This window comes from Mycolicibacterium rutilum (assembly GCF_900108565.1).
Taxonomy (GTDB): Bacteria; Actinomycetota; Actinomycetes; order Mycobacteriales; family Mycobacteriaceae; genus Mycobacterium; species Mycobacterium rutilum.
The window spans coordinates 1822607-1836430 of the sequence record NZ_LT629971.1; the positions used below are offsets into that span (position 1 = coordinate 1822607).

General features: G+C 69.0%; 12 protein-coding genes. 6 read left to right on the forward strand and 6 right to left on the reverse strand.

From position 1 onward, the window contains the following. Positions 1-11: 11 nt before the first annotated feature. The 4 genes from tgt (at position 12) to BLW81_RS08840 (ending at position 5064) form a co-directional block, all read left to right on the forward strand. Positions 12-1241, forward strand: coding sequence for a tRNA guanosine(34) transglycosylase Tgt (tgt, locus tag BLW81_RS08825; RefSeq protein WP_083406834.1), 1230 nt, complete (start codon positions 12-14; stop codon positions 1239-1241). Between the two features lie 4 nt (positions 1242-1245). Further along, positions 1246-2478 (forward strand): cytochrome P450, encoded by a 1233-nt coding sequence (locus BLW81_RS08830; RefSeq protein WP_083406835.1) that lies wholly within the window; start codon positions 1246-1248, stop codon positions 2476-2478. Positions 2479-2550: 72 nt separating this feature from the next. After that, on the forward strand, positions 2551-3765 hold the full coding sequence (locus tag BLW81_RS08835; protein ID WP_083406836.1) for a saccharopine dehydrogenase family protein: 1215 nt from the start codon (positions 2551-2553) through the stop codon (positions 3763-3765). A 9-nt stretch (positions 3766-3774) separates the two neighbouring features. Next, positions 3775-5064, forward strand: a complete 1290-nt coding sequence (locus BLW81_RS08840; RefSeq protein ID WP_083406837.1) for an acetyl-CoA hydrolase/transferase family protein — start codon at positions 3775-3777, stop codon at positions 5062-5064. On the opposite strand, the gene BLW81_RS08845 is transcribed toward BLW81_RS08840, so the two are convergent. Genes BLW81_RS08845 through gluQRS form a run of 3 tightly spaced genes read right to left on the reverse strand, consistent with a single transcriptional unit; the run spans position 5051 to position 8174 of the window. Next, a complete protein-coding gene (locus BLW81_RS08845; RefSeq protein WP_083406838.1) occupies positions 5051-5806 on the reverse strand; it encodes an amino acid ABC transporter ATP-binding protein in 756 nt (251 codons plus the stop codon). The genes BLW81_RS08840 and BLW81_RS08845 overlap by 14 nt on opposite strands. Next, positions 5803-7257, reverse strand: coding sequence for an ABC transporter permease subunit (locus BLW81_RS08850; protein ID WP_083406839.1), 1455 nt, complete (start codon positions 7255-7257; stop codon positions 5803-5805). Before BLW81_RS08850 ends, BLW81_RS08845 begins: the two co-directional genes overlap by 4 nt. A 44-nt stretch (positions 7258-7301) precedes the next feature. Next, entirely contained in the window at positions 7302-8174 is an 873-nt protein-coding gene (gene gluQRS / locus BLW81_RS08855; RefSeq protein WP_083406840.1) for a tRNA glutamyl-Q(34) synthetase GluQRS, read from the reverse strand. An 86-nt stretch (positions 8175-8260) separates the two neighbouring features. Here gluQRS and BLW81_RS08860 point away from each other — a divergent pair, with 86 nt between their 5' ends. After that, on the forward strand, positions 8261-9646 hold the full coding sequence (locus BLW81_RS08860) for an MFS transporter (protein WP_083406841.1): 1386 nt from the start codon (positions 8261-8263) through the stop codon (positions 9644-9646). A 1-nt stretch (position 9647) separates the two neighbouring features. Here the strand turns inward: BLW81_RS08860 and BLW81_RS08865 are convergent, their stop codons facing one another. Further along, positions 9648-10922 (reverse strand): aspartate aminotransferase family protein, encoded by a 1275-nt coding sequence (locus tag BLW81_RS08865; protein WP_083406842.1) that lies wholly within the window; start codon positions 10920-10922, stop codon positions 9648-9650. Between the two features lie 58 nt (positions 10923-10980). Here BLW81_RS08865 and BLW81_RS08870 point away from each other — a divergent pair, with 58 nt between their 5' ends. Continuing rightward, positions 10981-12441 carry an NAD-dependent succinate-semialdehyde dehydrogenase gene (locus BLW81_RS08870; protein WP_083406843.1) on the forward strand — a complete coding sequence of 487 codons (1461 nt, stop codon included), beginning with the start codon at positions 10981-10983 and terminating at the stop codon, positions 12439-12441. On the opposite strand, the gene BLW81_RS08875 is transcribed toward BLW81_RS08870, so the two are convergent. Next, positions 12438-13097, reverse strand: a complete 660-nt coding sequence (locus BLW81_RS08875; RefSeq protein ID WP_083406844.1) for a GntR family transcriptional regulator — start codon at positions 13095-13097, stop codon at positions 12438-12440. The two genes, BLW81_RS08870 and BLW81_RS08875, sit on opposite strands and share 4 nt — an antisense overlap. After that, positions 13094-13813 (reverse strand): maleate cis-trans isomerase family protein, encoded by a 720-nt coding sequence (locus tag BLW81_RS08880; RefSeq protein WP_173839586.1) that lies wholly within the window; start codon positions 13811-13813, stop codon positions 13094-13096. The genes BLW81_RS08875 and BLW81_RS08880 overlap by 4 nt, the downstream gene beginning before the upstream one ends. Between the last annotated feature and the right edge of the window lie 11 nt (positions 13814-13824).

Below are 13824 nucleotides of genomic sequence, written 5' to 3' on the forward strand. Positions count from 1 at the left end.
GAATCTACGGCGTGGCCGACCCTTTCTTCAGCGTTGCCGCGGAACTTCCCGGCCGCCTCGGCCGCACCGGGGTGATCCGCACGCCGCACGGCGAGATCCGCACCCCGGCGTTCATCCCTGTCGGCACCCAGGCGACCGTCAAGGCGGTGCTGCCGGAGACCATGAAAGAGCTTGGCGCGCAGGCCTTGCTGGCCAACGCCTACCACCTCTACCTGCAGCCCGGCCCCGACATCGTCGAGGAGGCGGGCGGGCTGGGCGCGTTCATGAACTGGCCCGGGCCGACGTTCACCGACAGCGGCGGGTTCCAGGTGCTGTCGCTGGGCGCCGGTTTCCGCAAGGTGCTCGCCATGGACACCGAGCGGGTGCAGGCCGACGACATCATCGCCGAAGGCAAGGAGCGGCTGGCCAGCGTCGACGACGACGGGGTGACGTTCCGGTCGCACCTCGACGGGTCCACGCACCGGTTCACCCCCGAGGTGTCGATCGGGATCCAGAACAAGCTGGGCGCCGACATCATCTTCGCGTTTGACGAGCTGACCACGCTGGTCAACACCCGCGGCTATCAGGAGCGTTCGGTGCAGCGCACCCACGAGTGGGCGGTGCGCTGCCTGGCCGAACATCACCGGCTGCAGGCCGAGCGGACCGACCGGCCCAAGCAGGCGCTGTTCGGCGTGGTGCAGGGCGCACAGTACGAGGACCTGCGGCGACAGGCGACCCGCGGTCTGGTGTCGATCGAACACGACGGGGCGGGTTTCGACGGCTACGGCATCGGCGGTGCGTTGGAGAAGCAGAACCTCGCCACCATCGTCGGGTGGGTGTGCGAGGAACTGCCCGCCGACAAGCCGCGGCACCTGCTCGGCATCAGCGAACCCGACGACCTGTTCGCCGCGGTGGCCGCGGGCGCCGACACGTTCGACTGCGTGTCGCCGTCGCGGGTCGCCCGCAACGCCGCGGTGTACTCGGCGACCGGCCGCTTCAACATCACCAACTCGCGGTTCCGGCGCGACTTCACCCCGATCGACGACGGCTGCGACTGCTACACCTGCGCGCACTACACCCGCGCGTATCTGCACCACCTGTTCAAGACCAAGGAGATCCTGTCGGCGACGCTGTGCACGATCCACAACGAGCGGTTCGTGGTGCGGCTGGTCGACCGGATCCGCGCGGCCATCGAGGCGGGCGAGTTCGACGAACTGCGCGACGACGTGCTCGGCCGGTACTACTCAACGTCTGCACAATAGAGGGATGGAAGCCTCGCAGGCGCTGCTACTGCGGCTGCTCGACCCGTCAACGCGGGCCGACCCGTATCCCATCTACGCCGAGATCCGCGCCCACGGGCCGCTGCAGCTGCCGGACATGAACCTCGTCGTGTTCTCGTCCGCCGAGCACTGCGACGAGGTGCTGCGCCATCCGTCGTCGGCGTCGGACCGCACGAAATCGACTGCCGCGCAACGGCGGTACGCCGAGCTCGCCGAACAGTTTCCGCAGGACTCGTCGGATGCCGAGCCGCCGAGCTTCCTGTTCCTCGACCCGCCCGATCACACCCGGCTGCGCCGGCTGGTCAGCAAGGCGTTCGCGCCCAAGGTGGTCCGGGCACTGGAGCCGGAGGTCGAGTCGCTGGTGGACGGGTTGCTCGACGCCGCGGAGGCCAAAGGGTCGATGGATCTGGTCGCCGACCTGGCCTACCCGCTGCCGGTCGCGGTGATCTGCCGGCTGCTCGGCGTCCCGGTCTCCGACGAACCCGAGTTCGGCCGGGCGTCGGCGATCCTGGCCCAGGCGCTGGATCCCGTGTTCACGTTCACCGGGCAGGCGCCCGCGAGCTTCGACCAGATGATGGCCGCGGGGGTGTGGCTGCGCGAATACCTGCGCGACCTGATCGCCAAGCGGCGCGCGGACCCGGGCGACGACCTGATGTCGGCGCTGATCTCGGTCGAGGAGTCGGGCGATCAGCTGACCGAGCCCGAGATCGTGTCGACGTGCAACCTGCTGCTGATCGCCGGGCACGAGACGACGGTCAACCTGATCGCCAACGCCGCGCTGGCCATGTTGCGCGCGCCCGAGCAGTGGAAGGCGCTGGCGACCGACACGTCGCGGGCGCCGGCCGTCGTCGAGGAGACGCTGCGCTACGACCCGCCGGTGCAACTGGTCAGCCGGATCGCCGAGGACGACATGATGGTCGGCGGCGTCGAGGTGCCCAAAGGCGACGTGATGGCGTTGCTGATCGCGGCGGCCAACCACGACCCCGCCGCGGTCGAGCGGCCCGACTCGTTCGACCCGGACCGGCCGTCGATCCGGCACCTGGGGTTCGGCAAGGGACCGCACTTCTGCCTCGGCGCCCCGCTGGCCCGCCTCGAGGGCACAGTGGCGTTGTCGAAGCTCACGAGTCGCTTCCCGACCGCGCGGCTGGCGGCCGAGCCGGCGTACAAGGCGAACCTGACCCTGCGCGGGCTGGCTGCGCTTTCCGTCGCCTTCGAGTGATTTCGGTGCGCAATCAATCGCTCAGCGACTGGTTGGACACCGAATTCGTCGTCGATCGCGTAGGTTGTGCGCATGCGAATCCTCCTGGTGGGCGCCGGCGGGGTCGGCGCAGCGTTCTGCTCCATCGCCCAACGCCGCGACTTCTTCGACAAGCTCGTCGTCGCCGACTACGACGAGGGCCGGGCCCGGCAGGCGGCTGACGCCGTCGGGGACGCGCGCTTCGTCGCCGCGCAGGTCGACGCGGGGTCGGCGGACGCGGTCGCCGAACTGGTCCGCAGCCACCAGATCACCCACGTGACGAACGCCGTCGACCCCCGCTTCGTGATGCCGATCTTCGACGGTGCGCTGGCTGGCGGCGCGGACTACCTCGACATGGCGATGAGCCTGTCGCAGCGCCATCCCGACCAGCCCTACGCGTTGCCCGGCGTGAAACTCGGCGACGAGCAGTTCGCCGCCGAGGACAAGTGGCGCGCGGCGGGCCGGCTCGCGCTGGTCGGCATCGGCGTGGAGCCCGGGCTCTCGGACGTGTTCGCCCGCTACGCCGCCGACCATCTGTTCTCCGACATCGACGAACTGGGGACCCGCGACGGGTCGAACCTGACCGTCGAGGGTTACGAGTTCGCGCCGTCGTTCTCGATCTGGACCACGATCGAGGAATGCCTCAACCCGCCGGTGATCTGGGAGGCCGACCGCGGCTGGTACACCACCGAACCCTTCAGCGAGCCAGAAGTTTTCGACTTTCCCGAGGGCATCGGACCGGTCGAGTGCGTGAACGTCGAGCACGAAGAGGTGCTGCTGATGCCGCGCTGGGTGAAGTGCAAACGCGCGACGTTCAAGTACGGCCTCGGCGAAGAGTTCATCGACGTGCTCAAGACGCTGCACAAGCTGGGTCTCGACCGCACCGAGAAGGTGAAGGTCGGTTCGGTCGAGGTCTCACCGCGTGACGTCGTCGCGGCCTGTCTGCCCAACCCGGCGACGCTCGGCCCGAAGATGCGCGGCAAGACCTGCGCGGGGCTGTGGGTGACCGGCACCGGCAAGGACGGCGCGCCGCGCTCGACGTACCTGTACCACGTCGTCGACAACGAATGGTCGATGGCCGAGTACGGCCACCAGTGTGTGGTGTGGCAGACCGCGATCAATCCCGTTGTGGCACTGGAACTTTTGGCGCGCGGGACGTGGAGCGGCGCCGGGGTGCTGGGCGCCGAGGCGTTTGACGCGGTCCCGTTCCTGGACCTGCTGACCGAATACGGCTCGCCCTGGGGCCGAAAGGAGCTGTCAGCGCGGTAGGTTTCCGCCATGCCGATCGAGCTCACCGCCGAACAGGCCGCCGCGCGGCTCACCGCCGACGACACGCTGGGCATCCCGCTGGGACCGGGCCAACCACCGGCGCTGCTGCGGGCACTCGGCGAGCGCACCGACTGGACGAACCTGCGGGTCTACGGCGCACTGCTCGCCGTCGGCACCGAGTTGTTCACCCGCCCGAACGTGCACTACCTGTCCGGCTTCTTCGGCCCGCTCGAGCGGGCGCTGCTCGACGCAGGCGCCGACATCGAGTTCACCCCCGCCGATTTCCGCCGCTTCGGGCCGCTGCTGCAGCGGCAGTGCCCGCGGGTGATGACGACCGTCGCGACACCACCCGACGCGGACGGCTTCTGTTCACTGTCCCTGCACGCCGGCGGCACCATCGACGAACTACACCGTGCCGGCGCGGATCCCGACCGCCTGCTGATCGTCGAATGCTCGGAGGCGTTCCCGCGCACCCATGGCCACGGCGAGCACCGGCACGCCGTGCACGTCGACGAGATCGACGTCCTGGTGCGGTCCGACGACGCACCGCTGGCCCTGCCCGGCGGCGACGCACCGCCGAGCGACGTCGACACGGCGATCGCCGAACACGCCGTCACGTTCATTCCGCCGGGATCGACGCTGCAGACCGGAATCGGCGCCATTCCCAACCAGATTGCGACCCTGCTCGCCGAGGGTGACGGCGACGGCTACGGACTGCACAGCGAGATGTTCACCGACGGTTGCATGCGACTGCACCGCGCGGGCAAGGTCTCCAACACCGGCAAGGGCATGTACGACGGGGTCAGCGTCACCACGTTCGCGTTCGGCTCGGCCGACCTCTACGCCTGGCTCGACGGCAACACCGACGTCGCGTTCCTGCCCGTCGAGATCGTCAACGCGCCGGAGATCATCGCCGCCAATCACCGGATGGTGTCGATCAACGGCGCGCTCGCGATCGACGCGCACGGCCAGGTCGTCGCCGACACCATCGACGGCAAGCAGTTCAGCGGTATCGGCGGAGCCGAGGACTTCGTCGCCGGGGCCGGGCTCGAGCTGTCCGACCGGTCGCTGATCTGCCTGCCCTCGACGTACGAGAAGGACGGCGAACTCCGGTCCCGCATCGTGCCGAGTTTCACTGCGGGAGCGGTGATCACCACGCCGCGGCACCACGTCGACGTGATCATCACCGAGTACGGCGCCGCCGAACTGGAAGGCAGGACCGTGCGCGAACGCCGCGAGGCGCTGGCCGCGATCGCGCACCCGCAGTTCCGCGACGAGATCCTGGCTACAGCGGATTGAGGATCCGGTCGAGGAACTGCCGCGTGCGCTCCTCCTTCGGATTGCCGATCACCTCGGCGGGTGGCCCCTTCTCCAGGATCACGCCGCCGTCGGTGAACAGCACCTGATCGGAAACCTGCCTGGCGAACTGGATCTCGTGCGTGACGATCACCAGCGTCCAGCCCTCGACCGCGAGATCCCGGATGACACTGAGGACCTCACCGACCAGTTCGGGATCCAGCGCCGAGGTCGGCTCGTCGAACAGCACCACCTTCGGTCTGAGTGCCAGCGCGCGGGCGATCCCCACCCGCTGCTGCTGTCCCCCGGACAGCTGGAACGGGTACTGGTCTTTCTTGTCGGCCAGCCCGACCTTCTCGAGCAGCTCGACCGCCTCGGCCTCGGCATCCTGCCGCGGCTTGCGCTGCGCGACGACCGGACCCTCGGTGACGTTCTGCAGCACCGTCTTGTGCGGGAACAGGTTGTGGCTCTGGAACACAAACCCGCTCTGCGCGCGGTACTGCCGCAGCGTGTCCTTCGACACCGGTGCGCTGAAGTCGATCTCGACGTCGCCGACGCGGATCACCCCGGCGTCGGGCACGTCGAGCGCGTTGAGCGCCCGCAGCAGCGTCGTCTTGCCCGACCCGGACGGCCCGATGATCGTGGTCACCGAACCCTGTAGGACGTCGAACGAGACATCCTTGAGAACTTTGTTGGCGCCGAACGCCTTCTGGACGTTCTCGGCCTTGACGCGGTACTCGCTCATCGGGCCACATACCTTTCCAGTCGACGTTCGAATCGGTTCTGGCCGAACGAGAGCGCCAGGCAGATGATCCAGTAGTACAGCGCCGCGGTGCCGTACAGCGCGAAGAACTCGAACGTCGGCGCCGCCACGTTCTGCGCCGTCCGGAACAGCTCGGTCACCAGGATCGTCGACGCCAGCGAGGTGTCCTTCACCAGCGAGATCAACGTGTTCGACAGCGGCGGCACAGCCACCCGGGTGGCCTGCGGCAAGATGATGCGGCGAAGCGTGGCAACGTAATTCAGGCCGATGGTCTCGGCCGCCTCCCACTGTCCCTTCGGAATGGACTGGATCGCCGAGCGGATGATCTCGGCCGCGTAGCCGCCGACGTTCAGGCTGAACGCGATGATCGCGGCGGGGAACGGGTCGATGCGCACACCGATCTGCGGCAGCGCGAAGAACACCAGGAACAGCTGGACCAGCAGCGGGGTGCCGCGGATCAGCGAGATGTAGATCCGCGCCAGCCCGGACACCGCCGCGTTCGACGACAGCCGCGCCAACGCCACCACCAACGCGATCACCAGGCCGATCGCGAAGCTGATGATGGTCAGCGGAATCGTCATGGTGATCGCCGCGCGGGCCAGCGGCCAGAGGTTGTCGAGGATCAACTCCCAGGTGCTGCGCGGCGCGGCCCGCGACAGGTCGATGTCGAGGTACTTGCGGGAGATCTCGGTCAGCGTGCCGTCGGCGCGCAGTTCTTCGAGCGCCCTGTTCAACTCGGGCAGATAACCGCTGTCCTTGCGGGCGGCGAACGCCTGCTCGCTCTGCTCACCGGTGGTGCCTGCCACCTTGATCGGCGCGTCCGGGTGTTCGGCCTGATACGCGAGCACCGACAGGCTGTCGTTGACGACGACGTCCACGCGCCCGTCGTTGAGCACGCTGATGGCCTGCGAGAAGCCGTCGACCGACACGATCTGCGCTCCCGCGTCCCGCGCGACGGTCGCCCAGTTGCTGGTCGGGCTCTGCGCCGCGCGCTTGCCCTTGATGTCAGCCAGGGACGTCACCGAGTTGTCGTCGGCGCGGGTGACGATCACCCCCTCGGCGATCGAATACGGCGCGGAGAGATCGTATTTCGCTTTGCGCTCGTCGGTGATCGTGACTTCGTTGGCCACGATGTCGAACCGGTCGGCCTCCAGCGCCGCGAAGATGGAGTCCCACGACGTCTCGACGAACTCGACGCGGACGCCCAACTTGTCGGCGACGGCCCGCGCGACGTCGACGTCGTAGCCGGCGAGTTGGCCGCCCTGGCCGGCGTCGTGGAAGGAGTACGGCGGATACACCCCCTCGGTGCCCACCCGCAGCACCCCCGCCGCCTTGATCGGGTCGGTGCCGGCGTTTTCCGGGGAGCCGCAACCGGCGGCCCCAAGGATCACCGCCGCGAGCAGAAGAAGAACGGGCAGGAGGTTTCGGCGCACCGGCGGAAACTACTCGAAACGCCGGGTTCGGGGAAGCATTCCGCTCAGTGGGGCTGATAAATCCACGGCTGACGCGGCAGCAGCGCGGGATCGAACTCGGCCAGCATGCCGTCGACGTCGGTGGCGCGCCATCCCAGCGACGCGCTGATCTGCTCGAGCGCCCGCGACACCCCGATCTCGGCGAGCGTCACAGCGCCGTCGCGCTTGGCCAGCCGCGCGCCGTCCTCGTTGAGCACCAGCGCGACGTGCGCGTACGTCGGCTCCGCGTGTCCGAGCATCCGCGCGAGGTACGCCTGGCGCGGGGACGACGGCAGCAGATCGTCCCCGCGCACGACCTGGTCGACACCCTGGGCCGCATCGTCGACGACGACGGCGAGGTTGTAGGCGGGCACACCGTCGCCGCGGCGCACCACGAAGTCGTCGACGATGCCGGTGTAGTCACCGTGCAGCAGATCGCGCACGGTGTAGGTGATGACGTCGGTGCGCAACCGCAGCGCAGGAGGCCGTCCGGTCTCGGCGCGGCGCACCTGGCGTTGATCGTCGGTCAGGTCGCGGCAGGTGCCCGGGTACGCGCCCTGCGGTGCGTGCGGTGCGCGCGGGGCCTGCGCGATATCCTTTCGGCTGCAATAGCATTCGTATAGCAGACCGGCCTGTGACAGTTGCTCGATGGCGGCCGAGTAGCGGTCCGGGTGCTGTGACTGCCACTCGGGTTCGGCGTCCCACGTCAATCCGATCGCCTCGAGGTCGGCGACCTGACGGTGACCGATCTCGGTGAATGTGCGATCGTCGAGGTCGTCGACGCGCAGCAGGAACCGCCGGCCCGTCGAGCGTGCGAACAGCCACGCCAACACCGCGGTGCGCAGATTGCCGATGTGAAGGTCGGCCGACGGGCTGGGGGCAAACCTGCCAGCGGACATGCCCACAACTTAGCGAGTGGTGGGCGTACCCGGCGGTATGCCTGGGTACCCCCTCCAAGCGCTGCACCGACACGAGGAGGCTCGACGTGGACCGCGACGGTTCGACCAGCGAGAACACCGGAGCCGGCAAAGACGCACCGCCCGGCGTCGTGAAGAAGGCGATCGCTGCCTCGGCGGTCGGCAACTTCACCGAATGGTTCGACTACGGCCTCTACGCATACGGCGTCGCCTACATCTCGGTTGCGATCTTCCCCGGTGAGGGCGCCACCAAGACCCTGCTGGCGTTGATGACGTTCGCGGTCTCCTTCCTGTTCCGCCCCCTCGGCGGCTTCGTCTGGGGCCCGCTCGGTGACCGTCTCGGCCGGCGCCGGGTGCTGGCGATCACGATCCTGCTGATGGCCGGCGCCACCCTCGGTGTCGGCCTGGTGCCCAGCTACGCCACGATCGGCATGTTGGCGCCGGCGCTGATGGTGCTCCTACGCGTGATCCAGGGCTTCTCCACCGGCGGCGAGTACGGCGGCGCCGCGACGTTCATGGCCGAGTACGCCCCCGCCCGGCGTCGCGGGATCCTGGGCAGTTTCCTCGAATTCGGCACGCTCGCCGGCTTCTCGGCCGGCGCGCTGCTGATGCTGGTGTTCTCGCTGGCCCTCAACGACGACCAGATGAACACGTGGGGCTGGCGGGTGCCGTTCCTGCTCGCCGCGCCGCTCGGCCTGATCGGCCTGTACCTGCGGTCGCGCCTCGACGAGACGCCCGCGTTCAAGGAACTCGAGGAGTCCGGAAAGCAGGAGGACGCCGTCGGCAGCGAGTTCCGCGATCTCATCCGCGAGTACCGGGGCCCGATCCTGCGCCTCGGCGGCCTGGTGGTGGCGCTCAACGTCGTCAACTACACGCTGCTGACCTACATGCCCACCTATCTCGAGACCTCGATCGGGTTGTCGACCGACCAGTCGCTGGTCGTGCCGATCATCGGGATGGCGTCGATGATGGTGTTCCTGCCGTTCGCGGGTTTGGCGTCGGACCGGATCGGGCGGAAACCGGTGTGGTGGATCTCGCTGATCGGACTGTTCATCGCCGGTGTGCCGATGTTCATGTTGATGTCGGTCAACATGATCGGCGCGATCGTCGGCTTCGCGGTGCTGGGCCTGCTCTATGTCCCGCAGCTGGCGACGATCTCGGCCACGTTCCCGGCGATGTTCCCGACGCAGGTGCGGTTCGCGGGCTTCGCGATCGCCTACAACGTGTCGACGGCGCTGTTCGGCGGCACGGCGCCGGCCCTCAACGACTGGCTGGTCAACCTGACCGGCAACAACCTCATTCCGGCCTTCTACATGATGTTGGCCTGCGTCGTCGGCGCGATCGCGCTGCGAGGTCTGCCCGAGACCGCGCGGTGCCCGATCAACAGCACCGAGATCCCCGGCACGCCCGAAGCGCCGCCGCAGTTGGACTACGAACTCGAGACCAGCCGCTGAGTCACACCACGGCGCTCACCGCATGGGACCAGATGTCGGCCGCCTCGTCGATCTGCTCGGCGGTGACGACGAGCGCCGGGATGAACCGGACGACCTGACCCCAGGCGCCGCACGTCAGCAGCAGCAGGCCACGGCGCGCGGCCTCCTGCTGCACCGCGGTGGCCGTCGCCGCGTCGGGTTTACCTGCGGCGTCGCGAAACTCGGTGCCGAGCATCAGTCCGAGGCCGCGCACGTCGGCGATCGCATCGAACTTGTCGCCGACCGTCTGCAACGCCTCCCGCAGCTGCGCCCCGCGCTCGGCGGCGTTGTCGACCAACCGCTCGTCGGCGATCACCTCGAGAGTGGCCAGCGCCGCCGCACAGGCCACCGCGTTGGCGCCGTACGTGCCGCCTTGCGAGCCCGGCCACGCCCGCTCCATCAGCGCCGCCGGCGCCGCGATCGCCGACAGCGGGAAACCCGACGCCAGTCCCTTGGCCGTGATCAGGATGTCAGGCCGCGCTCCGTCGAGGAAGTGCTGATGGCCCCAGAACCGGCCGGTGCGGCCGAACCCGGTCTGCACCTCGTCGACGACGAGCAGGATGCCGTGGGCGTCGGCGCGCTCGCGCAGTCCGGCGAAGAACCGCTCGTTGGCAGGCACGTAACCGCCCTCACCGAGCACGGGTTCGACGAAGAACGCGGCGGTGTCGTCGGGCGCGCTGATCGTCTGCAGCACATAGTCCAGTTGGTCCAACGCGAAGTCGGTGGCTTGCTCGGCCGGCCAACCGAAATGGCCGGGGTCGGGGAACGGTGCGACGTGCACGCCCGCCATCAACGGGGCGAAGCCGGCGCGGAACCGGGTGCCGGAGGTGGTCATCGACGCCGCCGCGACCGTCCGGCCGTGGAAGCCGCCGTGAAAGACGATCACGTTCGGTCGGCCGGTGGCATGACGGGACAACCGCAGTGCCGCTTCCACCGCCTCGCTACCGGAGTTGGCGAAGAACAACCGGTCCAGCCCGGGCGGCAGCACCGTTCCCAGCCGCTCCACGAGGGTGAGCAACGGCCGGTGCAGCACGGTCGTGTACTGGCCGTGGATCAGCGTGGCCACCTGGCGTTGAGCGGCCTCGACCACTCGGGGATGGCAATGTCCGGTGCTGGTCACGCCGATACCCGCGGTGAAGTCGAGGTAGCGGCGGTCCTGCTCGTCGTAGAGCAGCACTCCGTCGCCGCGGGCGGCCACCACACCGGTCGCCTGCTTGAGGACCTGGGAAAGCCGCGGGGCTGGAGGCGCCGTATTCATGGCATGATCCTTGAACCCGCGCTGTAGATTGTCAACAATCCGACAGAAGGGAGCGGTGATGGATCGCGAACAACAGGTCGTCGCGGCGGTCGAGAAGGGACTCTTCGTCGACGGCAAATGGGTGGGCGCGACCGACGGCCGCACCTTCGACGTCGTCGATCCCGCGACCGGGCAGACGCTGTGCGCGGTCGCCGACGCAAGCCCCGCGGATGCCCGCGCCGCACTCGACGCGGCCGTCGCTGCCCAGCGGGAATTCGCGGCGACCCCGCCCCGGCGCCGCGCCGACATGCTGATGGCCGCGTTCGAGTTGCTGCATGAGCGCGCCGACGACCTCGCGTTGTTGATGACGTTGGAGATGGGTAAACCGCTCGCCGAAGCGAAGGGTGAAATCGCTTACGCCGCTGAGTTTTTCCGTCACTTCGCCGAGGAAGCGACGCGCATCGATGGCGGCTATCAGACCGCGCCGGCGGGCGGCGCGCGCTTCCTGATCGCGCGCCAGCCCGTCGGGCCCTGCCTGCTGATCACGCCGTGGAACTTCCCGATGGCGATGGGCACCCGCAAGCTGGGACCTGCGATCGCCGCCGGATGCACCAGCGTGATCAAACCCGCGCACCAGACCCCGCTGTCGATGCTGGCGCTGATGGGGATCCTGGACGAGGCGGGGGTGCCGGCCGGTGCGGTCAACTGCATCACCGCGATGGACGCCAACGCCGTGATGGAACCCCTGATCCGGTCCGGGCTGGCGCGCAAGCTGTCGTTCACCGGGTCGACCCGGGTGGGCCGGATCCTGCTCGAGCAGTGCGCGGAGAAAGTGTTGCGGACCTCGATGGAACTCGGCGGCAACGCACCGTTCATCGTGTTCGCCGACGCCGATCTCGACGAGGCGGTGGACGGGGCGATCGCCGCCAAGATGCGCAACATGGGCGAGGCGTGCACGGCCGCGAACCGGATCTTCGTGCACGCGTCGGTGATTGACGAGTTCGGCCGCCGGTTGGCCGAGCGGATGGCGGCGCTGCGCGTGGGCCGGGGCACCGAGGACGACGTCAAGGTCGGCCCGCTCGTCGACGCGGCAGCACTCGACAAGGTGCAGACCTTGGTCGACGACGCGCTGAACCGTGGTGCGCGCCTGCTCACCGGCGGCGCCGCGGTGCCCGGAGACGGCTACTTCTATCCGCCGACCGTGCTGACCGGGGTCCCGCGAGACGCCCGGATGTCGGGTGAGGAGATCTTCGGCCCGGTCGCGCCCCTGACGCCGTTCGAGACCGAGGACGAGGTCGTCGCCGCCGCGAACGACACTGAATATGGGCTGGTGGCTTACGTGTTCACCAACGATCTGCGGCGGGCGTTGCGGGTCGCCGAGGCGCTGGAGACCGGCATGGTCGGGCTCAACCAGGGCGTGGTGTCCAATCCTGCGGCGCCCTTCGGCGGCGTCAAGCAGTCCGGTCTGGGGCGCGAAGGCGGGGCGGCGGGCATCGACGAGTTCCTGGAGACCAAGTACGTCGGCATCGCGCTCGGTTAGGCGCCGCGGGACAGCCGCTCGGTCAGCCGGTCGACGGCATCCTCCATGTGGGCGATCAACAACTTGTCCGACAGCTGCACATCCCCGGCACGGATCGCGCTGGCCAGCGCCTGGTGCTCGACCACGCGGTCACTGGGGTTGTCGTAGGTGTCGGCCAGCGCGTGTACACACATCCGGGTTTCGACCAGATAGGTCTGGTGCATCCGCGACAGGCGCGGGCTGCCCGCCAATTCGACGAGGCGCTCGTGGAAGCGGATGTCGGCCTCGCTGCCCTCCTCGGCGTCGACAGCCGCGGCCATCTCCTCGACGATCGCCAGCAGCTCGTCGCCCGCGAAAGCGTAATCACCCTGCAGGATTTGGCGCGTCGCGGCGCGTTCGATCGCCTCCCGCGCGAGGTACATGTCGGAGGCCACGTCGGGCGTCATGTCGATCACGAACACCCCGCGGTTGCGGATCGCGATCAGCAGCCCCTCCTGGGTCAGCCGCTGCATCCCCTCGCGCAGTGGCCCGCGGCTGACGCCGAGCTTGCGGGCCAGGTCGACCTCGATCAGCTGCGTACCGGGGGCCAACTCGCCGTGGGCGATGGCCTGCCGCAGCTTGTCGGCCACGATGCTCGGGGTGGATTCCTGCTCCACCGGCGCCAGGAACTCGGTCACGCGGTTCCCCCGAACAGGCGGCCCAGTCCCGGAAGCGCGGGCGCCCCGCCGGCGAGTTGCAGGCCCTTCCACACGGTGACCTGATTGGCGGTCAGCACCGGCTTACCCACCGCGGCCTCGAGCCGGTCGATGATCGCCAGCGTGTGCATGGCGGTGTCGGGGACCAGCACCGCCTGGGCGTCAGGGTGGTCGGCCGCGATGACCATGTCGCACACCCGGTCCGGCTCGAGCGTGCCGACCTCGGCCGCGGTGATGATCCCGTGGCTGCCCATCGCCACCACCTCGACGCCGTCGGCGGCCAGGAATCGCACGAAGTGTTCGGCGACGTCATGCGGGTAGGACGCGGCTACCGCGACGCGCCCGATGCCAAGGTGACGCAGCGCGTCGACAAAAGCGATCGAGGTGGACGACGCCGGAACGCCGGCTGCCGCAGCGACTTTCGCGGCCTGATGGCGAGCACCCTCGGGTCCGAACACGAAGCTGCCCGACGTGCACGCCCACATCACAGCCTGTGGGCGGGTGTCGGCGAGCCGGCGCACACCGTCGGCCAGGCGGTCCTCGCCGCCGAGATCCAGCAGCGCGTCGACCCGGTGCGCGTCCTCACCCACCGAGGTGATGACCACGGGCAAGCGCACCCGCCCGGGCACCCGCGCCTCGAGCGCGGGGAAGTCGTCCTCGGCACTGTGCCCCGGGTAGAGCAGTCCTACGGTCGCCATGGCGGCCCTGC